Origin of the sequence: Cylindrospermopsis raciborskii Cr2010 (assembly GCF_003367075.2) — a bacterium.
GTDB lineage: Bacteria > Cyanobacteriota > Cyanobacteriia > Cyanobacteriales > Nostocaceae > Raphidiopsis > Raphidiopsis raciborskii.
In genome coordinates this window covers 1,630,559-1,656,529 of the sequence record NZ_CP065936.1, presented here as the reverse complement: position 1 = coordinate 1,656,529, position 25,971 = coordinate 1,630,559, and the positions used below count along the sequence as shown (strand labels likewise).

Annotated in this window: 25 protein-coding genes and 2 pseudogenes; 10 read left to right on the top strand and 17 right to left on the bottom strand. The window is 40.6% G+C overall.

What is annotated here, in order from left to right; genetic code table 11:
- Nucleotides 1-36 precede the first annotated feature (36 nt).
- The 4 genes from C6N34_RS07520 (at nucleotide 37) to C6N34_RS07505 (ending at nucleotide 4,900) form a co-directional block, all read left to right on the top strand.
- Complete coding sequence (locus tag C6N34_RS07520) at nucleotides 37-1,530, top strand: DEAD/DEAH box helicase (protein ID WP_115538929.1); 1,494 nt, start codon at nucleotides 37-39, stop codon at nucleotides 1,528-1,530.
- 82 nt (nucleotides 1,531-1,612) lie between these two features.
- Nucleotides 1,613-3,079 carry a BCD family MFS transporter gene (locus tag C6N34_RS07515; protein ID WP_057176885.1) on the top strand — a complete coding sequence of 489 codons (1,467 nt, stop codon included), beginning with the start codon at nucleotides 1,613-1,615 and terminating at the stop codon, nucleotides 3,077-3,079.
- A gap of 3 nt (nucleotides 3,080-3,082) precedes the next feature.
- Nucleotides 3,083-3,901, top strand: a complete 819-nt coding sequence (locus tag C6N34_RS07510; RefSeq protein WP_115538928.1) for an inositol monophosphatase family protein — start codon at nucleotides 3,083-3,085, stop codon at nucleotides 3,899-3,901.
- Nucleotides 3,902-3,949: 48 nt separating this feature from the next.
- Nucleotides 3,950-4,900: an MDR/zinc-dependent alcohol dehydrogenase-like family protein gene (locus C6N34_RS07505; protein WP_115538927.1), complete on the top strand. Its 951-nt coding sequence runs from the start codon at nucleotides 3,950-3,952 to the stop codon at nucleotides 4,898-4,900.
- Between the two features lie 51 nt (nucleotides 4,901-4,951).
- Here the strand turns inward: C6N34_RS07505 and thiC are convergent, their stop codons facing one another.
- Nucleotides 4,952-6,325 (bottom strand): phosphomethylpyrimidine synthase, encoded by a 1,374-nt coding sequence (gene thiC / locus C6N34_RS07500; protein WP_057176904.1) that lies wholly within the window; start codon nucleotides 6,323-6,325, stop codon nucleotides 4,952-4,954.
- A 159-nt stretch (nucleotides 6,326-6,484) separates the two neighbouring features.
- Nucleotides 6,485-7,375, bottom strand: a complete 891-nt coding sequence (locus C6N34_RS07495) for a phosphodiester glycosidase family protein (RefSeq protein WP_057176882.1) — start codon at nucleotides 7,373-7,375, stop codon at nucleotides 6,485-6,487.
- A 36-nt stretch (nucleotides 7,376-7,411) separates the two neighbouring features.
- Here C6N34_RS07495 and C6N34_RS07490 point away from each other — a divergent pair, with 36 nt between their 5' ends.
- Nucleotides 7,412-7,987 (top strand): rRNA large subunit pseudouridine synthase E, encoded by a 576-nt coding sequence (locus C6N34_RS07490; RefSeq protein WP_006276321.1) that lies wholly within the window; start codon nucleotides 7,412-7,414, stop codon nucleotides 7,985-7,987.
- A 25-nt stretch (nucleotides 7,988-8,012) separates the two neighbouring features.
- The gene (locus C6N34_RS07485) at nucleotides 8,013-9,011 is read left to right on the top strand and encodes a serine/threonine phosphatase (RefSeq protein ID WP_329606434.1); all 999 of its coding nucleotides are present in this window, start codon (nucleotides 8,013-8,015) and stop codon (nucleotides 9,009-9,011) included.
- Nucleotides 9,012-9,536: 525 nt separating this feature from the next.
- Here C6N34_RS07485 and C6N34_RS07480 read toward each other — a convergent pair.
- Both C6N34_RS07480 and C6N34_RS07475 read right to left on the bottom strand, forming a co-directional pair.
- Nucleotides 9,537-10,490 carry a heme o synthase gene (locus C6N34_RS07480; protein ID WP_115538925.1) on the bottom strand — a complete coding sequence of 318 codons (954 nt, stop codon included), beginning with the start codon at nucleotides 10,488-10,490 and terminating at the stop codon, nucleotides 9,537-9,539.
- A 26-nt stretch (nucleotides 10,491-10,516) separates the two neighbouring features.
- Nucleotides 10,517-11,440 carry a COX15/CtaA family protein gene (locus C6N34_RS07475; RefSeq protein ID WP_006276317.1) on the bottom strand — a complete coding sequence of 308 codons (924 nt, stop codon included), beginning with the start codon at nucleotides 11,438-11,440 and terminating at the stop codon, nucleotides 10,517-10,519.
- Nucleotides 11,441-11,832: 392 nt separating this feature from the next.
- On the opposite strand from C6N34_RS07475, the gene C6N34_RS07470 reads away from it, so the two are divergent.
- The 3 genes from C6N34_RS07470 (at nucleotide 11,833) to C6N34_RS07460 (ending at nucleotide 15,229) form a co-directional block, all read left to right on the top strand.
- Nucleotides 11,833-12,837 carry a cytochrome c oxidase subunit II gene (locus tag C6N34_RS07470; protein ID WP_006276316.1) on the top strand — a complete coding sequence of 335 codons (1,005 nt, stop codon included), beginning with the start codon at nucleotides 11,833-11,835 and terminating at the stop codon, nucleotides 12,835-12,837.
- 74 nt (nucleotides 12,838-12,911) lie between these two features.
- Entirely contained in the window at nucleotides 12,912-14,531 is a 1,620-nt protein-coding gene (gene ctaD / locus C6N34_RS07465; protein ID WP_006276315.1) for a cytochrome c oxidase subunit I, read from the top strand.
- A gap of 80 nt (nucleotides 14,532-14,611) precedes the next feature.
- The gene (locus C6N34_RS07460) at nucleotides 14,612-15,229 is read left to right on the top strand and encodes a cytochrome c oxidase subunit 3 (protein ID WP_115538924.1); all 618 of its coding nucleotides are present in this window, start codon (nucleotides 14,612-14,614) and stop codon (nucleotides 15,227-15,229) included.
- Between the two features lie 66 nt (nucleotides 15,230-15,295).
- Here the strand turns inward: C6N34_RS07460 and C6N34_RS07455 are convergent, their stop codons facing one another.
- The 11 genes and pseudogenes from C6N34_RS07455 to C6N34_RS07405 form a co-directional block, all read right to left on the bottom strand.
- On the bottom strand, nucleotides 15,296-16,066 hold the full coding sequence (locus tag C6N34_RS07455; RefSeq protein ID WP_006276313.1) for an endonuclease/exonuclease/phosphatase family protein: 771 nt from the start codon (nucleotides 16,064-16,066) through the stop codon (nucleotides 15,296-15,298).
- A gap of 53 nt (nucleotides 16,067-16,119) precedes the next feature.
- Nucleotides 16,120-16,842, bottom strand: coding sequence for a response regulator transcription factor (locus C6N34_RS07450; protein WP_006276312.1), 723 nt, complete (start codon nucleotides 16,840-16,842; stop codon nucleotides 16,120-16,122).
- Nucleotides 16,843-17,221: 379 nt separating this feature from the next.
- A pseudogene (locus tag C6N34_RS07445) lies at nucleotides 17,222-17,644 on the bottom strand (ATP-binding protein); the annotation flags it as partial.
- A gap of 14 nt (nucleotides 17,645-17,658) precedes the next feature.
- A complete protein-coding gene (locus C6N34_RS07440) occupies nucleotides 17,659-18,174 on the bottom strand; it encodes an IS630 family transposase (RefSeq protein WP_074404718.1) in 516 nt (171 codons plus the stop codon).
- Between the two features lie 74 nt (nucleotides 18,175-18,248).
- On the bottom strand, nucleotides 18,249-18,608 hold the full coding sequence (locus tag C6N34_RS07435; protein WP_006279024.1) for a helix-turn-helix domain-containing protein: 360 nt from the start codon (nucleotides 18,606-18,608) through the stop codon (nucleotides 18,249-18,251).
- Nucleotides 18,609-18,676: 68 nt separating this feature from the next.
- Complete coding sequence (locus C6N34_RS07430) at nucleotides 18,677-18,874, bottom strand: hypothetical protein (protein ID WP_147290760.1); 198 nt, start codon at nucleotides 18,872-18,874, stop codon at nucleotides 18,677-18,679.
- 23 nt (nucleotides 18,875-18,897) lie between these two features.
- Nucleotides 18,898-19,083 (bottom strand): annotated as a pseudogene (locus tag C6N34_RS17285) (ATP-binding protein); the annotation flags it as partial.
- Nucleotides 19,084-19,115: 32 nt separating this feature from the next.
- Complete coding sequence (locus C6N34_RS07420) at nucleotides 19,116-19,745, bottom strand: ribonuclease H-like domain-containing protein (protein WP_115539219.1); 630 nt, start codon at nucleotides 19,743-19,745, stop codon at nucleotides 19,116-19,118.
- 62 nt (nucleotides 19,746-19,807) lie between these two features.
- A complete protein-coding gene (locus C6N34_RS07415) occupies nucleotides 19,808-20,410 on the bottom strand; it encodes a CAP domain-containing protein (RefSeq protein WP_057176877.1) in 603 nt (200 codons plus the stop codon).
- A 232-nt stretch (nucleotides 20,411-20,642) separates the two neighbouring features.
- Nucleotides 20,643-21,335 (bottom strand): pirin family protein, encoded by a 693-nt coding sequence (locus C6N34_RS07410; RefSeq protein ID WP_115539220.1) that lies wholly within the window; start codon nucleotides 21,333-21,335, stop codon nucleotides 20,643-20,645.
- Nucleotides 21,336-21,353: 18 nt separating this feature from the next.
- A complete protein-coding gene (locus tag C6N34_RS07405) occupies nucleotides 21,354-21,866 on the bottom strand; it encodes a CAP domain-containing protein (protein ID WP_115539221.1) in 513 nt (170 codons plus the stop codon).
- Between the two features lie 76 nt (nucleotides 21,867-21,942).
- Here C6N34_RS07405 and C6N34_RS07400 point away from each other — a divergent pair, with 76 nt between their 5' ends.
- Complete coding sequence (locus C6N34_RS07400; RefSeq protein ID WP_115539222.1) at nucleotides 21,943-22,653, top strand: COP23 domain-containing protein; 711 nt, start codon at nucleotides 21,943-21,945, stop codon at nucleotides 22,651-22,653.
- Nucleotides 22,654-22,699: 46 nt separating this feature from the next.
- Here the strand turns inward: C6N34_RS07400 and C6N34_RS07395 are convergent, their stop codons facing one another.
- Complete coding sequence (locus C6N34_RS07395) at nucleotides 22,700-23,077, bottom strand: response regulator (RefSeq protein ID WP_115539223.1); 378 nt, start codon at nucleotides 23,075-23,077, stop codon at nucleotides 22,700-22,702.
- A gap of 69 nt (nucleotides 23,078-23,146) precedes the next feature.
- Nucleotides 23,147-25,945, bottom strand: a complete 2,799-nt coding sequence (locus C6N34_RS07390) for a PAS domain S-box protein (RefSeq protein WP_236107468.1) — start codon at nucleotides 25,943-25,945, stop codon at nucleotides 23,147-23,149.
- Between the last annotated feature and the right edge of the window lie 26 nt (nucleotides 25,946-25,971).

Below are 25,971 nucleotides of genomic sequence, written 5' to 3'. Positions count from 1 at the left end.
GAGATCCACAACTCAGAATAAAACTTAGGAGAATTAATGAGTAGTATTACCTTTCAAGAACTAGGCATTTCCCCAGAACGTGCGACCCACTTAGAAAACATGGGGTTTACCACACCGACCAACATCCAGACCCAAGCTATTCCCCAATTATTGGCGGGAAGGGACGTAGTAGGTCAGTCTCAGACTGGTACAGGTAAAACAGCGGCTTTTTCCTTGCCTATATTAGAGAGACTAGATCCTAACAAGAGAGCAGTACAGGCTTTAGTGTTAACTCCCACTCGTGAATTAGCAATGCAAGTTCATGACGCCATTTCCCAGTTTATGGGTGATAGTGAGCTGCGAGTATTAGCCATTTATGGTGGTCAATCCATTGACCGACAAATGATCCAATTAAAACGGGGCGTACATGTAGTAGTGGGGACTCCAGGAAGGGTAATTGACCTCTTGGAACGCGGTAGTTTAAAACTTGACCAAGTGAAATGGTTTGTTTTAGACGAAGCGGACGAAATGTTAAGCATGGGATTTATTGATGATGTGATCAAAATTCTCTCCCAAGCACCCCAGGATCGTCAAACTGCGCTTTTTTCAGCTACCATGCCCCCCTCTATTCGCCAATTGGTGAATAAGTTTCTCAATTCTCCCGTCACAGTAACAGTGGAGCAACCCAAAGCTACACCGACTAAAATTAATCAAGTAGCCTATTTAATACCCAGACACTGGACTAAGGCTAAAGCCCTACAACCAATTCTGGAGATGGAAGATCCGGAAACAGCCTTGATTTTCGTGCGTACTCGTCGTACTGCTGCGGAGCTGACAAATCAATTGCAGTCCGCTGGTCACAGTGTAGATGAATACCACGGAGATTTGTCTCAACAAGCTAGGGAAAGATTATTAACCCGGTTCCGCAATCGTCAAGTACGATGGGTAGTAGCAACAGATATTGCTGCGCGGGGGTTAGATGTTGACCTACTTTCCCACGTGATTAACTTCGACCTACCAGATAGCGTAGAAACCTACGTGCACCGGATTGGGAGAACGGGACGTGCTGGTAAAGAAGGAATAGCAATATCACTGGTTCAACCCTTTGAAAGAAGAAAGCAGCAGGCTTTTGAACGTCATAATCGCCAAAACTGGCAAGTATTGTCAATTCCTACCAGAGCCCAAATTGAGGCTAAACATATTCAGAAGTTGAAAGAGCAGGTTTCGGAAGCTCTCGCTGGCGAAAGATTAGCCTCCTTCCTTCCTATAATTAGTGAATTGACGGAAAAATATGATGCCCAAGCTATTGCAGCGGCAGCTTTACAATTGGCTTATGACCAAACCCGTCCTGCTTGGTTACAAAATGGAGTAGATATTCCCGTGGAAGAGCCTACACCCAAGCCAAAAATCAATAAACGACGTGAGAGTAGTGATGGTAATGGAGCAGGTCGTAGTCGTTCTTGGTCTAAATCTGACTATGGTGATGACAGCAGACCCACACCCAAACCCAAATTGAGACGTCGGGAACCATCGGTTAGTCCCAGCAATTAGGGTCACAATCTAGGTTATAGCTTGAGCCAGATAAGCGTTCTGGCTCACCTATGCTGCAAATAACTTTACCTTTAAACAAATTATGACAGACCATATTCTTAGCATATCTCAAGACCCTATTAATGTCCCCAAGATAAGTTTCCTGACTATGCTGAGGTTGGGCTTGTTTCAGATGGGTCTGGGTATTATGTCCCTTTTGACATTGGGCGTATTGAATCGAGTCATGATTGATGAATTAACGGTTTTGCCCTTTATTGCAGCAGGAGCGATCGCAATGCACCAATTCGTCAGTCCAGCTAGAATTTGGTTTGGTCAAAAATCTGATAGTCAGAAGATTTTTGGATATCATCGGTCTGGATATGTTTGGATTGGAGCAGCTCTATTTACTAGCATTTCCTTTGTAGCTTTACAAGTAGTGTGGCAATTGGGAACCAGTTTGCAAAATACCGGTTGGAGTCTACAAACCTATGGCTGGTCAGCGCTATTAGCTTTGATATTTGGTATGTATGGGTTAGCGTTGAGTGCCAGCTCTACCCCGTTTACTGCTCTTTTAGTGGATATTACTGATGAAGATGACCGCCCCAAACTAATTGCCGTTGTTTGGTCCATGTTAATGATGGGAATTGTCATTGGGGCTAGTATCAGTTCTAGATTGTTAGAAAGACCGGAAATTTGCGGAACTGCCTTGTTAGCATACGATCCATCCCAGATGAATAAGTTGGTGGATATTAGCAAGTTACAAACAACTATTAACCCAGTATTTATCATTTTACCGGGGGCGGTCTTTGTCCTCACCCTACTGGCTACCTTAGGTATAGAAAAAAAATATTCTCGCTACGGAATACGTGGCAATATGGTGGAAAGGGAAGACCAAATTACCTTGGGTAAGGCACTAAAAATTCTCACAGCCAATCGGCAAACAGGTATATTTTTTGGGTTTTTAATGGTATTGACCCTAAGTATTTTTATGCAGGACTCAATTCTGGAACCCTATGGTGGAGAAGTTTTTGGAATGTGTATTTCCGAAACCACCAGATTAAATATTCCCTTTGGTATAGGGACTCTTCTGGGTATTGGCTCCACTGGATTTTTACTTATACCTCGATTAGGCAAAAAACAAACTACTAAAACTGGTTGTATTGGTGCTGCCATGAGTTTTTGCTTGATTATTATGGCAGGGTTCAGTCAAAACTCTGGACTATTAATGGGCAGTTTATTCTTTTTTGGTTTAGCCTCTGGTGTAATTACAACAGGTGCTACTAATTTGATGTTAGACTTAACAGCAGCAGAAACCGCTGGAACCTTTGTTGGAGCTTGGGGTCTATCTCAGGCTATGGCTAGAGGTATGGCAACGGTTTTAGGTGGTACTGTGTTAAATTTGGGGAAATTAGTATTTACATCTCCCATGTTGGCCTACGGGATGGTGTTCGCACTCCAAGCCATAGGAATGCTATTGGCAATTTGGTTGTTGCGTCGTGTGAATGTGGTAGAATTTCAACAGAATAGCAAACAAGTTTTGGCTTCCGTGTTGGAAAGTGAATTAGACTAACCAATGAATGATTTTTGGAACACAATTTTAGATTTTTCCCAAGACATAACCAGCGAAGTGGGAAAACAATTAATGCGCGACTTTGGCAAGGTTCACGCTTCTCAAAAGGCTGATGGTAGTTTGGTAACCCAATCTGATCAGTGGGCCGACCAAGCAATTAGAGATGCGATCGCTGCCAATTTTACTGGTTATGGCATTTTAAGCGAAGAGGGTGATCATGTTTTCCCCCATACAGAGTGGTGTTGGGTAATTGACCCTTTAGATGGTACCACTAATTTTACCAGGGGTATTCCCATTTGGTCAATTTCCCTGGGTTTACTTTACCGAGGAACTCCCATTTTTGGTTATGTTTTTGTCCCACCCCTAAATCAAAGATTTCATGGTTTTTGGTCTGGAGATTCCGGGTTACAAACGCCAGTGGGGGCGTTTTTAAATAATCATCCTATTCATACCAGCAAGGAAGAAGCCACTAGTAATCACTTTTTTAATCTTTGTTCTCGGAGTACGGGCATAATTCGACCGGGTTTTCCTTGTAAGTTAAGAATGTTGGGGGTTGCTAGTTATAATTTTTTAACTGTCTCTAGCGGAGCAGTTTTGGCAGGTATGGAAGCCACCCCTAAAGTATGGGATATTGCTGGCGCTTGGGTAATTTTACAGGCTGCTGGTGGTACTTGGATATCTCTGAAAGATGCTCCTTTCCCCCTATTGTCAGGTCTAGATTATGGCGATCGCTCTTTTCCCACATTAGTCATTAGTGATACAAAAGTTGAATCTACTTTTAGTCCCTTCGTGGCTGAGTTTAAATCCAAAGTAGGTCAATAATATTAAAACCCAAAAAAATATAAAAAACCTATACACTCTAAAATAGCTATGAAAGGAATTTGGTTAGAAAACAATCAATTACAACTGAGAACAGACTTGCCCATTCCTGAACCACCAGAGGGAGAAGTTTTACTTAAAGTTTTACGTGCGGGTATTTGTAATACCGATCTGGAGTTAATCAGGGGATATTATCCCTACAATGGTATATTAGGACATGAGTTTGTGGGAGTGGTGCAAACAGGGCCAAACCATTTAATCAATCAACGGGTGGTGGGCGAAATTAATGCTGCATGTGGTTATTGTCGTTTTTGTTTGGAGGGGAAACCCACCCATTGTGAAAATCGCACGGTGTTAGGGATTGTGAATCGTCATGGTGCATTTGCGGAATATTTGTCTCTACCAGAAAAAAATATACATCTTGTACCCCCGCAGGTCACCACCGATGCAGCAACTTTTACTGAACCTATAGCAGCAGCTTTACAAATTCAAGCCCAGGTTAAAATCACTCCCCAACAGAGAGTTTTAGTGGTGGGTGATGGCAAATTGGGACAATTGATAGGTCAGACCTTAGCCTTAACCGGTTGTGATTTGTTGGTTGTAGGAAGACACCAAGAAAAACTAGCCAATCTTTCTTCTAGAAACATTAAAACTGGTTTAGTCAATATGGTAGAAGATAGATACTTTGATATTGCCATTGACTGTACAGGAAATGCGGAAGGATTTGCGGTTGCACGTCGAGCTTTACGTCCCAGAGGTATATTGGTTTTAAAAAGTACCTACGCAGGAAATTTAAGTTTGGATGCTTCTGCTCTAGTAGTTGATGAAATTACCCTAGTAGGTTCTCGTTGTGGAGCATTTACTCCAGCACTGGAACTATTAGCCACAAACCAGATAGATGTAACATATTTAGTTCATGGAACTTATCCCCTAAATGAGGGTTTAGCCGCTTTTAAAAAAGCCCAGACCAAAGGAGTTTTGAAAATTCTGTTAGAGATGTGACAGTAGGAATTGTAGCAGGTAGAATGCCTGCCACAATCTGTGAGTTCGGACTTAGACTTGACCCACAGGTTCCTTCGCTAGAAACTGCTCCAGTTCTGCGATCGCATCAGCATCCACCTTAGTTTGCATAGGACAGAACTTAGGACCACACATAGAGCAGAACTCTGCTTGTTTATAAACTTCCTCTGGCAGAGTTTCATCATGATATTCTCGAGCTCGCTCTGGGTCTAAAGACAACTCAAATTGACGATTCCAATCAAAATTGTATCTAGCCTTAGAAAGCTCATCATCCCTATCTCTAGCACCGGGACGATGTCTACCAATATCTGCTGCATGGGCGGCAATTTTATAAGCGATCAAACCATTTCGCACATCTTCAGCATTAGGTAAACCCAAATGTTCCTTAGGAGTTACATAACACAACATAGCTGTGCCATACCATCCTGCCATAGCAGCACCAATAGCAGAAGTGATATGGTCATAACCGGGTGCAATATCAGTTACCAAGGGACCAAGGACATAGAAAGGAGCCTCTGAGCATTCCTCCATTTGTTTACGGACATTAAACTCAATCTGATCCATAGGAACATGACCGGGACCTTCCACCATCACTTGCACATCATGTTCCCATGCTTTGCGAGTGAGTTGTCCTAGGGTTTTCAACTCTGCTAATTGAGCTGCATCGGATGCGTCATGGGTACATCCAGGACGTAGGGAATCTCCCAGACTGAAACTAACATCATATTTTTTAAAAATCTCAATGATGTCTTGAAAACGGGTATAAAGGGGATTTTGCTTGCGATGTAACAACATCCACTTAGCGAGAATTCCGCCACCACGGGAAACAATACCCGTGAGACGGGTTTTTACCAAAGGTAAATGTTCTATTAATAAACCCGCGTGAATAGTTTGATAATCAACCCCTTGTTGGGCGTGTTTTTCAATCACATGGAGAAAATCATCAGCGGTAAAATTTTCCATCTTACCGTGGACACTTTCCAGAGCTTGATAAACTGGCACAGTTCCGATGGGAACCGAAGAAGCATTAATAATAGCAGTGCGAATTTGATCTAAATTACCACCACCGGTGGATAAATCCATCACCGTATCAGCACCATACTTAATAGATAATCTCAGCTTATCTAATTCTTCCTCCACATTAGAGGAGGTAGGAGAAGCTCCAATATTAGCATTAACCTTGCAACGGGAAGCGATACCAATGGCCATTGGCTCAAGATTAGTGTGGTTAATATTGGCAGGGATAATCATTCTTCCCCGCGCCACTTCCTCTTTAATTAGTTCCGGTGGTAGATTTTCCCGTTTGGCAACATGGTGCATTTCCTCAGTGATGACACCTTGGCGAGCGTAATACATTTGTGTAACATTAGGTTGTCCAAGTCGCTTAGCTACCCATTGACTTCGCATATTATTATCCTCAATATAATCAGCTTCCGCTCTATAGGATTTACCCAAAGCTACCCAGATCTGTAAAGATATGGACTTTAGAACCTACTTCCTGTTTCATCGTAGTCTCAAGATGATTCTTGAAAGGTTTGTCTACTCCACAAGCTATCTCGGTAGAGCTTACCTTCTGGTTTGAAACCTTTCCCAGGATAATTTTAATTCTTCTGGTGGTGGATTTTTACCATCATAAACCAAAATCACATTGGTCAGTTTTCTTGTTGGTGGGACCAAAATTACATTATCTGATGCTAAGGCTCTAGATGATCCACCGTCTAAATTCATTGCTTCATAGCAACCCATGGCTTTCATCGCCTCCGCTTCTTCATCTAAATATAACTTCTCATCAAAACTAGCCAAAAACAGTCTTTTGCCATCTTGAGAGAAACCAATTGCGGTTCTGAGACTAGCACCTAAAACAGTAGGGTCTTTAAAACCTTCAAGACGGGGATTAAGCGAAACTTCACCATTACGCAATAATCTTGGTCCAGAGGTAATAGAAAACCAGTGTTTATTCCATACTGGTCTACCGTCAACCCTTGCTGTTATCATTTCTGGTCGATTACCAACACCCAATCCCAAAGTGGTGCCAAAGTTTTCCCATGGACTATATTTTAAAAATCTTCCACCTGCGACCAGATTACCCATAACCGTTTTTTGGGGATTTGTGGAAGCAAAAGTACCATTTACCACTACCGCAGCGCCAGAGCGAGCAACCAATTGGTCAAAATTCTCATCGCCATTGGTTCTACTAATTGTATTGGCAAAATTGGCATCGTTCGGTAAACCAATGGTCACAAAAATATTAGGGTCTTTCAAATCAATGATTGTTTGATAAAATGGAATACCGTTAATTTGACTTCTATATGCTCGCACAGTCGGTATGATAGTTGGTGTCACACTCGGTTGACTAGGTGTAGTGGGTCTAACGGGCAAATCCAATCTCCAAATCTGGGTTAAAAAGGCACCTCCAAAAAGTAAAAAGGAGCGTCTAGGAACTTTAAATTTGGTCATAATAGAACCTTGTCAAGTGTTGAAAGCTAAGAAATGATGGCTCACAACTTCAAGTATATTATTTTTCATAAGCCCTATGGAGTTCTGAGCCAATTTACCCGGGAACTCCCCGAACATGTTACCCTCAAAGACTATATTGATGTCCCGGATGTTTATCCTGTGGGGCGTTTAGATTGGGATAGCGAGGGTTTATTGTTACTAACCAATGATGGTAAATTACAACACCATATTGCCAATCCCCGTTTTGGTCACCAACGTACCTATTGGGTACAGGTAGAACGCATTCCTGACCCAGTAGCTATTGCCAAATTGGGCCAGGGAGTGGAAATTCAAAATTATCGCACTCTTCCTGCTCAGGTTAAACTGTTATTGGAAGAGCCAATTGTTGGTGAGCGTTACCCTCCCATCAGGTTCAGGAAAAACGTTCCCACCGCTTGGTTGGAAATGACCCTCAAGGAAGGAAAAAACCGTCAGGTTAGACGTATGACTGCTGCTGTGGGTTTTCCTACCTTACGGTTAATTAGAGTCCGTATAGCTCAACTACAATTAGATGATTTACCGGTAGGTACCTGGCGCTATCTTAGTCCTGTTGAGGTCAACTTAATTGTTTAATGGAGAAATCGCTGGAATTTTTAGTATGCTGATTTGTCCCACTTGTCAATTTGAAAATCCCCATGACCATAAATTTTGTCAAAGCTGTGGTACTCCTCTGAATTTAGGGTCTGTTAATTCCCAGTCTAGTTTGGGCGAATCGCCTACTTTGTTACAGGATGATGGAGAACAAAATCCGTTATTGTCGGACACCGCCCCAACATCTTTGCTGTCTAAGCATTTAAAAACTGTGGAATATGTAGCGGGTACTAATGTGGGTCGTCAACGGCAAAAAAATGAGGATTACTTTGGTATTACTAGTGAGCAACAAAAGGTAGAATTACCTCATGGTCAGTACTTGCAGGTAAGAGGTCTATACATTGTCTGTGATGGCATGGGTGGACATGCTGGAGGGGAAGTGGCCAGCGAGTTGGCTGTTAATACTATTAAACAATACTTTGATCAGCATTGGGTTGAGGGAGAATTACCAACCCTGGAAATGATTCGCCAATCTATACTGGTGACTAATCAAGCTATTTATGATATTAATCAGGAAGCTTCGCGCTCTGGTATTGGTCGCATGGGTACTACCCTGGTTATGTTAATTATGTCCAATAATAAATTGGCAGTTAGTCATGTGGGAGATAGTCGAATTTACTCTGTGACGATAACTAAAGGATTGGAGCAAATCACTGTAGATCATGAAGTTGCCCAGCGAGAAATTTCTAAGGGTGTAGATGCTAAAATAGCTTATTCTCGCCCTGATGCTTATCAATTAACTCAAGCTTTAGGTCCTAGGGATGGGGTTTATCCCGATATCAGTTTCTTGGAGGTATGTGAAGATACGCTATTTTTGCTGGTTTCCGATGGTCTATCAGATAATGACTTGTTAGAAAATCATTGGCAAACCCACCTCTTACCTCTACTCGTTTCTAATGGCAATTTGGAATCAGGTCTTAGTAATTTAATTGATTTAGCCAATGAGTATAATGGTCATGATAATATTACAGCTATTCTAATTCTTGTGAGAGTATTTCCTAGGTAAGGAGACTGTCTGTGGGGGAGACCGGGAATCAATTCCAGGTCTCAAAGCGCAAGTCGGTTTAAAACCGACTGGTTTTGTCGTGGGTAATCGTAGGTTGGGTTGAGGAACGAAACCCAACAAACCAACGGCATATATATAAATGCGATTGCTAAGCACTCCATACAGGAGATCCCCAGGGGATTAACCATAATTGTTTAAATTAACCCCTACCTGGAGACTGTCTGTGGGGGAGACCGGTCTCAAAGCTCAAGTCGATTTTAAACCGACTAGTTTTGTCGTGGGTAATCGTAGGTTGGGTTGAGGAACGAAACCCAACAAACCAACGGGATATATATAAATATCTTGATCTTGTTTTTTGGCAAAATCAATAAAAAAATTACTTTCTATGTAAAGTGTAATCATTAAATGTTTCTTTCGTTCAGTTTTGTAGTGTCCATTTTTTCATACTTGTGATTATAGAGCTTTTGGAGTCCTTAAAAAGCGATCGCGCCAGACGATCGCTTTTTGTTTGTTTGTGGAAAGTTCCTAACCGACCAAATGGAAAGTGTGGAGGATTGTACTCACCAAATAATGGGTAAAGGGTAAACTATCAATTACCATTCCTAAACACAATAGCATCATGTAAGAAATAGAGTACAAAAACAACTCTTTAGCAATAGTTTTATCTTCTGGATTTTGCAATAATCGCCAGGATTTGTGAAGAAAGATTCCACCCAAGGTCATGGCTATTACCACATAAACAATCCCACTAGCATGTAAGGGATAAAACAACAATACCGTAGAGGTCACAGTAATTACCGTATAAAACCAAATCTGTCGGACGGTGGCTTGATTACCAGCGACAACGGGTAACATAGGAATCCCAACTTTTGCGTAGTCATCCCGAATCATCATGGCCAAAGCCCAGAAGTGGGGGGGTGTCCATAAAAATACAATAGCAAAAAGTAACCAAGCTGCCCAACTCAAGGTATCTGTAACTGCTGCCCAACCTACTAAAGCGGGAATGGCACCAGCTGCACCCCCAATAACAATGTTTTGAGTGCTATGGCGTTTTAGCCAGTGGGTGTAGACTAAAACATAAAAAACAATACCAGAAAATGCTAAAAGTGCAGCCAGTAGATTGGCAAAAACAGTTAATAGGGTAAAGGAGGCTATAGCTAGGGCGATCGCAAAAACTAAAGCATCCCTAGATTGCACCTTACCAGAGGGCATAGGGCGGTGACGTGTCCTTTCCATTTCATAATCTATATCCCGGTCATAGATACAGTTAATGGTTTGGGCGCTAGCTGCTGCTAGGGTTCCACCCAAAAGAGTCACTAATAATAGCCAAGGGTCAACTTGTCCTTTAGCGGCGATCCACATACTACCAGAAGTAGTAATCAAAAGCAGCGGAATAATCCGAGGCTTAGTTAACTGATAGTAGCTGTGAATCACTTGCAAAAATGAATCATGGTGACGAGAGACATTAGTCTCAATCATGTTGGTTATACTTCCTTTATCAATTACTAGTTATTTAGGTAACTAGGGTTACTAATACTTCTGTCTCGTAAAGCCAGAACCGTAAAAACTACTAGAGTGCCTAGCAAAGTTGCTCCGACTGCTTGGTGGGTTACGGTGAGAGGTTCAACTTGTAAATGTAATCGGAAGGTGGCGAAACCCAACAGCAATTGTAAAATTAACAACCCACCTGCTAGATTAGCCAATTTTCGCAAAGCGGGATGTAATGCTGGGGTACGCCAGGAAATAAAGACCATGGCCAAAGTTGCTACCGTGGGGGGTAATAAACCAAAAATATGGCTATACATAACACCACACAACTCTTCCCCTGCTAGACATTGATGTAATGCCCAACGAGAACCTACCAAAGCACCTAAAAGACTTTGTAGATAGACCAAAACTGCAGCTGTTAAACCCACCCAAGGAAGTTTGCCTACAGCGCCTGTTCCTTTGTAAGGACTAAGGAATGTACCAATGACTAATAGAGTAGTGAAAAATAAGAGTGCGGTTGCTAAATGGGCAGTTACAATATCAAACCGCAACAATTCAGTCACAGTCAGTCCGCCCAAAACTCCCTGAAATACGATTAATAACAGAGCAAAAGTAGCAGCTCCTGGTAACCATAGAGGTAAAACACGACGATACCACCAACATAAACCTGTCAAGGCGATCGCACTTAACCCAATTAAAGCAGCATCTAATCTATGGAACCACTCCAAGAAGACTTGAAGATTCATTTGTTTAGTCGGCACTAATTCGCCATAACATAAGGGCCAGTCTGGACAAGCCAAACCAGCATTCATTACGCGAGTAGCACTACCTATAGCCATCAAAATCAAAGTGGCTATACAAATTTTCCAAACCAGGCGCCGAATAAGTTCCTGGGGATGATTCGCCTCCTGATTTTGTTGTTCTAGGACAAATTCACTCATGAACGATACCCGATCCACTCTAGAGAATGAAAAAGACACATACCTACACCTTAACCTATGGGTCAAGATTGCCAGATGGGCTTTCCTTTATAATTTGAATCCTCCAGGGCTATCTTGACTGTAAGATTTAGGCATTTTTTAAGATACCGATAATTAGTTGTTGACAAATTTGCCAACTTTTGGCTCAATTTTTGCGGATTAGAGACCAAGTGGGGATAAATTAGCCAATTTGCCCAAAAAATAGCACCTTATGTTGCCATAATGCTACTAGAAGCAACATGAGAAAAACTTAACAAAAATTTTAGACATCGCGACCCAATCTTCTCACAGCTGCACTACCTTGGTATATGGGTTACTAAATAAATTCAATCAAGTAAAACCTCAAATAAGCCGTGAAAATTCCAAATTCCATCTGGACATTACTCATTGGCATCGCTCTCACCTTAACTAGTCTCTGGTACGGTCAAAATCATGGGCTGTTACCCACAGCAGCAGCAGATGAAGCTGTATTAATAGACGGTCTGTTTGATGCGATGTTAACTGTCTCTATAGGGATATTTCTCTTGGTCGAAGGTATTTTAATCTACTCAGTATTTAAATACCGTCGGCGTGCGGGTGATAACGAAGACGGTCCAGCTATTGAAGGTAACATTCCTCTGGAAATACTTTGGACAGCAATTCCAGCAGTGATAGTCCTGGGCATTTCTGTATACAGTTTTGATGTATACAATCAAATTGGGGGATTAGATCCTCATGGAGGCCATAATGCTCCCATCATGGAGGAAGCTAAGGTTATGCCGGGTACTGCTATTGCGGCTACTCTCAGTGACAAGCCAGTAAATAGCCAAAATTCCCCCACTTCCATGGAAATTGCCCAGGCAGAAAATACATCCAATGAAGCGGAACCACTAGTGGTTGAAGTCTCAGCTTTACAATACGCTTGGATATTCACCTATCCAGATGCGGGGATAACCACAGGTGAAATTCACGTCCCTGTGGGTCAACAAGTACAGATGAAGATGACAGCTAATGATGTAATTCACGCCTTTTGGGTTCCAGAATTTCGTCTGAAACAAGATGTAATCCCCGGTAGGGAAACTCGAGTCCGCTTCACTCCCAGAAAAGAGGGAACCTATACTGTGGTTTGTGCAGAATTATGTGGCCCCTACCATGGCGCTATGCAAACTCAAATCGTAGTAGAGTCAAAACAAGCCTTTGATACCTGGGTTCAGGAACAGTTAATGGCGGAAAAAGAAACTATTAATCAGGCGATCGCCGTGAATCCCTCCGCTATGTCAGCTGATGAATTTCTGTCCCCCTATATGCAAAAGATGCATATTCACCCAGAAAGCTTAGGAATAGGAAAGGTACTTTTAGAATCTTTCTCAAAGTCATAGCTGGTAAAGATATGGCTTAAATATATCGGGAGAAAACACCTTTTGAACTTCCTAAATGGAAAGCCCCTATAACTATGACACAAGCTCAATTACAAGACACTTCTCACCTAGCCATACCCCATGAAGAATTGGGGGGAAGAAAGTGGTGGGAATTTTTTACTTTTAATACCGACCACAAGGTAATCGGGATTCAATATCTAGTGACATCGTTTATTTTTTACTGTATTGGTGGTGTCATGGCAGATTTAGTCCGGACAGAATTACGGACTCCAGAAGTAGATTTTGTTACACCAGAAGTTTATAACAGTCTGTTTACTCTCCATGCCACAATCATGATTTTCCTCTGGATAGTTCCAGCGGGAGCGGGTTTTGCTAATTATCTGATTCCTTTGATGATTGGAGCTAGGGATATGGCTTTTCCCCGCTTGAATGCGGTGGCTTTCTGGATGATTCCTCCTTCAGGTATATTATTAGTTGCTAGCCTAGTGGTGGGTGATGCTCCAGATGCTGGTTGGACCTCCTATCCTCCCCTGAGTTTAATGACCGGTGAGGTGGGTGAAGCCATTTGGATTATGAGCATTCTGTTACTAGGTACATCCTCAATTTTAGGAGCAATTAATTTTTTGGTCACCATGCTGAAAATGCGTGTTCCTAGCATGGGGATTCATAAAATGCCCCTGTTTTGCTGGGCTATGTTGGCAACTTCTGCTCTAGTTTTATTATCTACACCTGTTTTGGCAGGAGCCTTGATTCTACTAGCTTTTGATTTGTTAGCAGGAACTACCTTTTTTAATCCCACTGGTGGTGGTGACCCCGTAGTTTACCAACACATGTTTTGGTTCTACTCCCACCCAGCGGTGTATATTATGATTCTGCCATTCTTTGGCGCAATTTCAGAAATTATACCAGTTCATGCTCGCAAACCCATTTTTGGTTATAAGGCGATCGCCTATTCTTCTCTAGCGATTAGTTTTTTGGGTTTAATTGTTTGGGCCCACCACATGTTTACCAGTGGTATTCCTGGTTGGTTACGGATGTTTTTTATGATCACGACTATGATCATCGCCGTGCCCACGGGGATCAAAATCTTTAGTTGGTTAGCAACCATCTGGGGAGGCAAAGTGGAATTAAATACTCCCATGTTATTTGCTATTGGTTTTGTGGGTACTTTCGTCATTGGTGGTGTCAGCGGCGTAATGTTAGCTTCTGTCCCTTTTGACATTCACGTTCATGACACCTACTTTGTAGTTGCCCATTTGCACTATGTACTGTTTGGTGGTAGTGTGTTGGGGATTTTTGCCGCTATTTATCATTGGTTTCCCAAAATGACAGGGAGAATGATGAATGAGTTTTGGGGTAAGGTTCACTTTGCTTTAACTATTGTTGGGTTAAATATGTCCTTTTTGCCCATGCACAAATTAGGACTAATGGGTATGAACCGTCGTATTGCCCAATATGACCCAAAATTCACCACCTTAAATGAAATATGTACATACGGGGCTTATATTCTAGCTGTTTCCACTTTACCCTTTATTATCAATGCTGTATGGAGTTGGTTATACGGGCCCAAAGCTAGTAATAACCCTTGGCGTGGTCTGACTTTAGAGTGGATGACCACCTCCCCACCAGAAATTGAAAACTTTGAAAAACTACCCGTTTTAACCACAGGTCCCTATGATTACGGCGTGAAATAAAACGAAACCTAAATTTTGCAGCAATTGTAGGGGAAAGGGGGAATTAACTAGCAATTACCAATTTAGTACCGTCAAAATTTATGCAAAGTCAAATTGTGGACACTGCTGAACTTACACCAAATCATCAGCTTCATGTGGATGGTCATCATGAAGCACACCCGGATTATCGTTTGTTTGGTCTGGTTGTCTTTCTCATTGCTGAGGGGATGATTTTTATGGGTATGTTTGGAGCTTATCTAGCTTTCCGCTCTACCTTATCTATATGGCCACCAGAAGGTACACCTGAATTAGAACTATTATTACCAGGTGTGAACACTATAAATTTGATTGCTAGCAGTTTTGTTATGCACAACGCTGATACAGCAATTAAAAAAAATGATGAAAAAGGTATGCGTATATGGTTGGCTATTACTGCTGCCATGGGAATAATTTTTCTGTTTGGTCAAGTTTATGAGTATACCCATTTGGAATTTGGTCTAACCACCAATCTTTTTGCCAGTGCATTCTACGTCTTGACTGGTTTCCACGGTTTGCATGTTACCTTGGGAGTCTTGCTAATTTTGTCCGTTTTGTGGCGATCTCGTCATTCTGGACACTATAATAGTCAAAGCCATTTTGGTGTAGAAGCCGCGGAATTGTATTGGCACTTTGTAGACGTGATCTGGATTGTTTTATTTGGATTACTTTATTTACTGTAAGTTACATTTTATAGCCCTAGTGAACGCTATAGCGCTCTATCTAGGGCTATGCAGGGTTTTCGGCTTTTAGCCTCCAGTAAGACCTAATTTGACAATTACCGGAAAATGATCCGATGGCCATATACCCTCCCATTGCTGATCGTCAATAATGACCTGATTAATTTGCCAACGGCGATCGCAATATATTGTATCTCTAGGATCCCAAGCTTGACCTGTAAAGTCGTGGAAGGTTTTTTGTGATTCTACAGGAAGATTGCCCAGAGCATCTTTAATTCTATAATTATCAGCGAGAATAATTCTTTCCAAACTTCTAGGACCAGCGTTAAAATCCCCTGTTAACAATAAATAGTCTTCCCTGGGAAAATTCATTAAGCGCAAACTCACTAAACCCGCACCCAACTCCCTAGCTCTACTAACCTCATGATCTAAATGAGTATTCATGATAGTCAGAGAAAAACCTAAATCCTCCGCAATAAAATTGGCCCAAGTGACCATTCTGGGTAAACGAGTTCCCCAAGTAATACTACCGGGGATTTCTGGGGTGTCACTCAGGTAAAAATCCTGGGTTTCCCTCAGCTGCAACTTTCCCCTCTTATAGAAGATCGCGCAGTGTTCACCTTTTCCTGTTCCAGTGCGATCGCCCCCCACAAATTCATAGTCTGGTAAAAGTACCTGTAAATCCCTAAGTTGATGAGGTTGACCCTCCTGGGTTCCCCATAACTCAGGTTGATAATGTTGGATCATACAGGCGATCGCCCCTACACGTTTTTGCCAACACCTCTCACCCGGATCTGGTTTGTCGCAGCGGAGGTTGAAAGTCATAACTGTGATTTGCATTACACTACTTAGGTAAATCCCTAGGGAATAATATATAACAAATATATTATTCCTCAAATTGAAACTCTATTATGTTCAGGAGATTCAAACTTGTAACCATAACCACGTACTGTTTTAATAAACTCTGGAGTGCTAGAATCAACCTCCATTTTTTTACGCAGTTGACCGATATGAACATCAACAACCCTTCCATCACCCACATAGTCACACCCCCAAATTTTTTGAATTAGCTGGGGACGACTCCACGCTTGTCCGGGGTGACAAGCCAAAAAATGTAAAATATTAAACTCTAAAGCAGTTAAGGCCAAAGGTTTATCGTTGAGTGTGACTTCCCGACCTTCTGGGTTGATTGCTAACTGTTTAAAAATAAGGCGTTGTGATTGAGTGGGTTGAATATAACGTATGCGTCTTAGGAGAGCATCTACTCTAACTTCTACCTCCGCTAGACTAAATGGTTTGGTCATAAAATCATCCGCACCACCAGCTAGGACTTTAATTTTGTCAGTTTCATCATTACGACTGGTGAGCATAAGAACTAAGACATTGGTTCGACTTTGCATATCCTGACAAAGTTTGTAACCATTTACATCTGGTAAGTTCCAGTCTAATATCACCAGAGATGGATTAAACTGCTCAAACAATGCCATAGCACTTTTACCATCAGCAGCAGCTTCTGTCTTATATTTTCGACTTAAAAACCGATGAACAAGATTTCTGACACTGAAATCGTCATCTACAACCATAATCTTGGGAATATTTGTAGCGAGGTTATCCATAGTCTCATGCAGTTTATTAATTGGGCCTTTTTGTAGTGACAGATGGTTTTCCTGTTTTTTTGTGATTTTTGCTCCACATACCCAAAAATATTAATTTCCCTCTGATGCGGTAGGAACAATATTTTATTATTGGTATAATTGCTATGCAATTAGCGTTTTCCCTGAACTTTAACCAACTACTACTTTAACCGCCAAAAATTGTATCGTGAATGTGTGATTTTGGGATTTTTTTGATTTTTTTTTGTATAAAATATTATTACCGGTCACATTGCTGGAGGGTTGATAGTTTTGGTAACTTTGAGTGCAAACGCAGTTTCGATAACAGATAGGGCGCATCCATACTGAGTTTCCCATAGGGCGATCGCTCTTCTTTAACAAATCACCCCCGAATCACCGTAATCATTCTGCCATCTGGACTCTGGGCAATTTCTGTAAAGGTGCGATCGCTTATTGGTGGCAAATCCGGACGGCGATCAAAAATTACCAACCAGCCCGTATCCAGATTTAATCCTGATAGGTACTTATCCAATTGCTTCAAACCTTCTACTAATGGATCAGGTCTTCCCTCGCGCCATACCTTTAACTCCATTCCCAATGTAATTTCACCATAGCGCAAACAAATATCCATTCTTCCCGAACCGATCGCATATTCTCTTTCCAATGTACCGCCACCATTGACCACACGGTGCAAAAATGCCATTAGTACAATATGGGGCGCAATCTCTGGATAGGGTGTACTTTTAAACAATGGTTCCCCGTGTTGCCGCCAAAAATCCAAGAAAGAATCTAATAAAGCCTGTGGGCTTACAGCAGTTTTCATGTAAATAAACCACAATGATTGAACCAATTAAGCGCATCCTCTGCTGTAATATAATTTACTGCACTTGTCATGGCCTCATTTAGGGCTTCTAATGTTCGTGCCTCCCGACTACGGAGAAATTGCTTTAATTTTGACCAACACAATTCTATCGGAGATAAGTCTGGAGAATAGGGGGGTAAAAACTTAACTTTTGCACCGACTGATTCAATTGACAATCTCACGCGCTCGGCATAATGAACCTTTAAATTATCCATAACAACAATAGCCCCTTTCCATAATTGAGGTACTAAAACCTGATTTACATAAGTGAGAAATACTTCTGTATTTGTGCTTCCCTCTACAGTCATTGCTGCCAGAATTCCATCCATATTTAAAGCCCCAATCAGAGAAATATTTTTGCCCTTGTTTCCTGGTACGCTACCAATTGCTCTTTGTCCATCTTGGCTTCTGGCAAACAACCTTGACATCCCTAAATTTATCCCCGATTCATCTAAAAACACTAAATTTCTAATATCAACTGTATCTACCCAACGACGATAATCATGCCTTAATTCTTGAACACGTGGAGTCTCCTGTTCACTGGCATTTAGACTTTTTTTTTATGACGTAGACCCAACTTTTCTAAGGCTCGATGCATGGTTGTGATACTAACACTAGTGCCCGTCGTTTCTCTCAGGCGATCGCACAATTCTGAAAGTAGTAAATCATTTTTCTCATCCAGCCAAGACTTGATCATGTTTAAATATTGGCCTGCAATTACAGGCTTTTCATATCCTCCACATTGCTTTGGCTCAACTTGCCCAGTTTCACGATAACGACGTACTAAATTTCTCACAAATGATAAGCTGACCTTGAATCTTTCTGCCAACTGGCGTTGAGATCCCTCTTGAGCAACCCATGCTACAATCACGCGATTACGCAAATCTATTGAATAAGGTTTTGGCATATAATTTGACAGTACTTCTACTCTATTTTAGTTTATTACCCTTATTATAGCTTATCTTATTTTGTAGTTTAACTACATGAAAATTGCTGTAAATTACCATTGGAGTCTAGCCATGTGGGATAAACAGAGGTTAAAGAAGCGATCGTGATGGAGGCTAGTACCTTAGGAATTACTTCTCGATAGATTGGATTAGCAATTTGAATTCCGCCCCTAGCATCGCGGTTGCATAAGCCTAAGTCTAGAACATAACGTAGGTCATCTTCCACAATATTAGGTAATGCTTGTCCTGACTGTTGGTTAGATCTTGGGCGAGGGTAAGCATGGCGGTGGTTTTCCCCACTTGTCGGGGGGCATGGATCACAAAGTAGTTTTCCTGAGCGATGAGGTTTTTGATCTGGGGGATGCGCTCTACAGACGAGAGCATATAGTGAAGGTTGGGCTTACAGGGACCTGCGGTGTTAAAGTGTTTTCTCATTTCCAGTTTTAGCAATTTCTAACAGTCTATGACTAGTGTTCAAATAGTTCTTTAAACTGCAAAAGATCCAAAGAAACTAAAGTAGGTAAAAAACTAAAACACTCCTGTGCTAATTGCCAGCGTTCTTCTCTTTGCAACATTTGAGAAAGTTTTTGCTTTAAACTAAGCAGATAGCGTACATCATTAGCAGCATAGCTTAGTTGAGCATCAGATAAACCCAGCGGATTCCCCCAGTCCGAACTCTGAGAACTTTTATCCAATTCTACTTGCTCTAGCTCTTGTACAAGCTCTTTCAATCCATGACGGTTTGTGTAAGTACGAGCCAGCTTACTGGCAATTTTCGTACAAAAAACAGGTTGGACATGAATTTTCAGGTTGTGACGCAAAGTGGCCAGATCAAACCTGGCAAAGTGAAAAACCTTGACAACATGGGTTGATTCTAGAAGTTGTTGTAGGTTAGGGGCGTGGGTTTGTCCCTTAGCAATGCGGACAGCAGTCACCTTACCTTCAGGGTTACATAGTTGAACCAGACAGAGACGATCTCGCTGTGGTAGCAAACCCATAGTTTCTGTATCCACAGCTAAAGCATCTGACCTTAAATATTCCGAGAGGGTAGGGTAGTCTAGATCCCCATCAACTACCTGAAAATCATCTAGTTTCATGATTTTTCACCAAAACATTTACAAAACAATTACCTTATGTAATAATCTTATCAGAAAATTGCTTAAAAACCTGGGGATCTGGAGGAAATTTTTCGGGAGTACCTGTGGGGTGTATTGATAAATATTTGAGTCAGATAAACTTCACCTTTATCATTTTTAGCTACTCCCACCCCTGTCAGTTCAAACTTCCCTCGAATATTTCGCAAATGTCCCGGACTATTAAGCCAACCAATTATTGCTTGTTTTGCTGGTTCATTATACCCTATGTTAAATGCCACATTTTCCGCAGCATTATTATATTGCAAATGGATGGATTTAACCCGTTGCTCAAAACCATGATGGCTAAATTTTACCGTACCATTAGCCATATTTTGACTATGAATTCTTGCCTGTTTAGTGATGTTTAAATTCAAGGTTAATTTTGATAATCCTTGAGCAACACGATACTGATTAATTTCTTCAAAAACCAATTTTTCTAACTTGTTATTCTCATGCTTATTACTCTCATTATTCTGGTGGGAAGCAACAGCTCGGGTAGAACCATTAAATGAGGGAGCAGATGAGATTTTTTTAGTAACATTACTAGCGGAAATAGCATCAGTTACCAATCCACTGGTAAGGACAAGTGTAGTTAAACCAATTCCGAAAGCAGTTTGTCGGAACATAGAGAAATCCCCAGATAGTGTATGAGTTTGTTGGACATATACTCTATCTTTCAATGCTCAAAAGAACTACCAGGAAGGATACTTCCAGTATATGTCTATGGTGGATGGTACTTTTGGTGCTATCCTCAATACATTCTCAACTACAAAATATATAAAAAACAGTATCTTGTGACAGATACCTGAATAGTTTATGGGGAAAATTAGGTTAGAAATTGATTAACAGATTAAGGTCTCATGATGATAACATAGGTACTTCCATCACCAACAGCTCGGATTGTTGAAAGACTTGAATGTGCAGATCTTCCTCCAGTCCCAGTCCATCCCGAGGAAATAGCTCTTTGCCATTGACGTTTGCAAATCCTGATATTACGAACACATACACACCTTGACCTTTTCCGTGCAACTTATATTCCACACTAGTTTCTTCTAGATCTGCCAAATAAAACCAAGCATCTTGATTGATCCCTAGTCCTTCACCATCAGGAGAAACCACTGTTTGCAACTTTTGCCTGCGATCGATAGGATTGAAGGCTTTTTGTTCATATCTAGGCTGAACACCCATTTTCTTGGGTAAGACCCAGATTTGAAGGAGTTTGAGATCCTCGTCACCATCGTTGAATTCCGAATGGAGGATACCTGTTCCTGCACTTATGGACTGAATTTCTCCCTTTTGTAGCACTTGAGAGTTTCCCATACTATCTTCGTGTCTAAGAGAACCTTGAAGAGGTATGGTCACAATTTCCATATCCCTGTGGGGGTGGGTGGCAAATCCCCTACGAGCAGCTATATGGTCATCGTTAATGACGCGAAGAGCCCCAAATCCCATACGAGAAGGATCATGATAGTTAGCAAAGCTAAATGTGTGTTTCGCTTTAAGCCACCCGTGGTCTGCCCTACCCCTGGTGTTTGCTCCATGGTAAATCATTGGAAACCTCGCCAAAATTTATCTTGATTTTAAAAAAACCTGGGTGAAAAAAATTTCCCCTTTATTATTGACCGCAACACCAATACCAGTTAGGTTGTAATCACCTCGGATGTTTCTTAAATGTCCCGGACTTTTTAACCAACCTCGAACCGCAGTAGTAGCAGGATCTTGGACTCCTTGATTATAAGCCACATTTTCCGCTACAGTACGGTAGGTAATGTTAATTGCTTTAACTCGTTTATCAAAGTCTTGATGACTAAAGGGAACTTTGCCACTAGCCATGTTTTGACTGTGAATCCTAGCTTGGTTATCAATGCTAAGGTTACGGGTTAGGGTAAGTAACTTCTGATTAACACGATACTGATTGATTTGTTGGAAAACTTGAGTTTCTAAGTTGGCACTATTCAAATTGTTCTGAGCTAATTTATAGCTGTTATTGATTAGAAAAGATGGAATTAAGTTAGTTACTCCACCATTAGTAGATGCAATTAAAAGCCCTGCACCAATAGCCGAAATACTTATTTTTAACATAATTCTTTAAATCAACTTTAGTTGTATGCTACTATAGTAAGGTGAATCCTAACCATATTACCAATTCTGACAACTTATGGCTAGAACTATTCTCTCTTTACACCTGTCCTTATTTGCTTTATTGATTGGTAACTCAATCGCTTTTGGACAAACTGGTGTAGTTGTCCCCACCGTACCCTCAGACTCAACCACCCCATCTAATCCCCCATCCAGCACACCCACCCAAATACCGAGTCCCAATAACTCCAGCACCACTAGGTTCAGTTGTCAATACTATGATGGTAAATATACTGTTATGTATCAACCCCAAAGTCAACCAGGGCGATTTTTTGCCTGGGCCATACCCCAGTCCTTGGGTGGTGGTTGGAACCCGCAAAACCGCTGTCAGGCGATCGCCAGTCGTCTAGAATTATATCGTCCTGATGGTTTGCAAGAGTTGCAAATTGCCAGACAAAATAATGAGAATATTATCTGTGTTACCACTGAAGCTGTTTCTACCTGTCGCATAGTTTTAACAGTACCACGAAGCAAGGATCCCTATGCTGTCCGCAGCAGCATTTTTAGTAACCTAACTGCTGCAGACCAGGGACAGCAGACTATTGGTGTGAACACTTATACCAACTCTCCTAGAAGATCGGGTAATAATCCCCATTTCCGGGGGGGAATTAACTTAAAACCCTTTTTGTCCATGGAAGATGGTGGAACAGGTACTAATCTCAATAATGGATTATTAATTCGCAGTCGCACTCCAGGAAAAACCATTTTAAATCCCCGCCTATTTCGTTGACACTCCCCGGTCCAAAGACGCGCGGATTCTACATTCATCATTGTGATCAATTGTCCCACGCCAAAATTTCCCGCACTTGTTTCCAAATGATTAGGGGATTAAAGGGTTTACTGATTACCCCCGCAACACCCATATTGCTAAAACGTTTCTTGTCCAAAGACGATGTCTTGGCAGTAAGTAAAATTACTGGTATGGATTTAGTCAATGGGTCAGACTGTAACTGATCCCACACTTGAAAACCATCCGTATCAGGCATTGTTATGTCCAATAATATAGCATCTGGCAATTGGGATCTAGCCTTTTCTAGCGCCTCCTGCGCGGTAGCAGCTAAACTAGTCCGCCAACCGGCAAATTTTTCTAAAGAAATACGGACAACTGCACGAATGTCTTGCTCATCATCCACGATCAAAATATGTTTAGCCATGATCCGACTAGTTACTACACAAAAGGTTCTCTTATATCTTGGGTTTATCCATGGTAGCCTAAAAAATTATTACAGCGGTAGTGTGAAATAAAAGGTGCTACCACTACCCAATATGCTCTCAACCCAAATTTTTCCCTGGTGTTTTTCCACAATATTTTTACAAATAGCTAATCCTAAACCTGTACCACCCTTTTGACGAGAGTCAGAAACATCCACCTGTTCAAATCGCTCAAAAATAGTCTCTAACTTATGTGGAGGAACACCTTTACCGTAATCTTTTACCGCAACAATAATCTCTTTATTGCTCACTGTGGCGTATATCTCTACTTTATTACCAGCATGGGAAAACTTTATACTATTGCTTAATAGGTTGGTCAGGACTTGAACAATTGTTTCCTCGTCAGCTAAGATTTCTATGTTAGCTACATCAAGTGTGTTGTAGGAAATTTCAATGCTTTTTTGTTGCGCTATTGGTCCCACTGTTTCCATTGCTTGTTTTACCATGATATTAATATCACAAAGCTCCAAGTTTAGTTTCATTTTCCCTGAATCCAACATTTCTAAATTCAAAATATTATTGACAAGACGTAACAGTCTTTCACTATTACTAACAGCGATTTTTAACATCTGTTCTGCTTCCTGTGGTTCATCAACTAAAATTCCTGTTGCTAAAATCTCCAAAGCACCTTTAATAGCTGTTAAAGGTGTGCGTACTTCATGGCTAACTACAGAGACAAATTCATTTTTTAGTTGCTCAACTTCGTGTCGTTTGCTAATATCCTGAATCTGCCAAATAAAATGCAGGGGGTTCCTATTGACATCACATAATAATGAAACATTCAACAACACCCAAATAATTTTTCCTGATTTATGTAAACAGGATTTTTCCACTTGATAGTTAGTTATTTGACCGGAGAGAAACTGGTATGCCAAATCAAAATCTTTTGGTAACTTCTCACCTGTAATAATTTCTGTCACCTTTTTAGTGAGTAAATCTGAAGAATCATAACCCAAAATTTGACATAGTGATCTATTCACCCTGATGAAATATCCATTTAGTGAAACTAGAGCCATACCACTACCAGCATCTTCGAAAGCAGTGCGAAATCTTTCTTCACTTTGTCTTAAATTTTCCTCAGCTTTTTTGCGATCAGTAATATCTTTAATGATAGAAATCACACAGTTTTTCGTATCTATTAAAATACTTTCACAAGATACTAAAGAGGTTTTTAATTCCCCAGATTTTGTCAGCCAATCAAATTCTAAATTTCGGACATATCCTTGATTTTTCAGTTGTTCCTTGAGTAGTAATCCCTGTTCAGGATTAGATACCAAGGATAAATTATCAAAACTGTAGCCGATCAATTCTACTTCCGAATAACCCGTTAAATGTAAGAAGCTGGGATTGACATCTAAGAATATATTCTGCACCCTATCGGTAATAACAATTGGGTCAGGGGAGCTGCGAAATATTTTAGTAAACTTATCCTGAGATTCCTTTAAAGCAGTTTTAATTTGTGTAAATGATAGTGCCAACTCCCTTGACATAGCCTGAAAAGACTCACCTAGCTGACCTATTTCATCACGCCGGTTTAGGATTAATTTTAACTTTAAATTTAAGTCTGAATCTAAACTATTAAAACTATTAAACCTATCTTCGCTTAGTTTTTTAGCCGCAGTATGCAAATCCTTAATCGGTTGTATTATCCAATGGGCTAAGACTATACTCAATCCCGCAAATATAAATAGTGTAATTGCTGAAAAAATAAAGGTTCTATTTAAATTAGTATGAATCTTATGCAGAAAATCAGATTCTGGCAAAACAGCTACAATTAACCAATCCAACCCATATTCATCCTGATAAGGGTAAATATGAGAAAAATACCTTTGGTTATTACTACTATTAAACTCAAAACTAGTCGCTTCCCGAATTTTATGCAAGTTTCCCCAACGCTGAAATAATACTTTCGCTGTTTTAGAAATTATTGAGTTACTACTTTTTGTAGCAGATAATCGTATTAACTTGATGTTTTTACCAGTTTTGCTATCTTTAACAATTTTCATAAAAGGTTTTTCATTGGTGGAAGTAGCGATTATATCTCCTGACCTTTCTATAATGAATAACTTTCCTGATGGTGAGAACTGCAAGTTTTGCAAGTATAAACCAATATGGTCTAAAATTAAATCACAACCTACAACGCCAATAAATTTATTATGGCGATAAACAGGACTAACAGCAGAAATCTTTGCCGTAGGAATATAAAGATAGGTATGTACGGAAGTCCATGTTTGTTGATTTTGATTTTGAGCTGTTTTAAACCACAAAAGGTTTCTATATAAAGAAGTTTTAGTTTGTTCGGGGATAATTTTGACATATTTTCCCTGTTGATCTAAAATGTAGATACGTCGTTGACCACCATAGGATGGGTGTAAACCACCACCCAGGTAAGAATTTGGTGGTGAAATTATGCCCATTTTGTCTAGTACTGCAAACATAAAAGTACCATTAATACCGCCAAAATAAATAGCAGTTGGCTCTTTATATATTTTAACTTGATTAAAAAAGTATAGTCTCAATTCTTCCCAATTCTCCGGGTTAAGATAGGAGTTTTGAATCCCATCACGATTTATGCCTACTATTCTTTGTGGTGTTTCTAAATGTGTCCTGATATGGTCCCGAATCCGGTCTGTTGTCAACATCATTAATTTATTCGTCAAGTCATTTACTGATTCTTCTCCAGTATGATAGGATATATAACTAACTATTCCTACACAGGTGATAATTGGTGTTAAGTAAAATATACTTAGTAATGTTTTAAGAGGGACTTTTCCAAAAATATGGTTTAATGTTGTTGTGTACTTATTCATATAATGAGTCCGACAAAATACCTGTA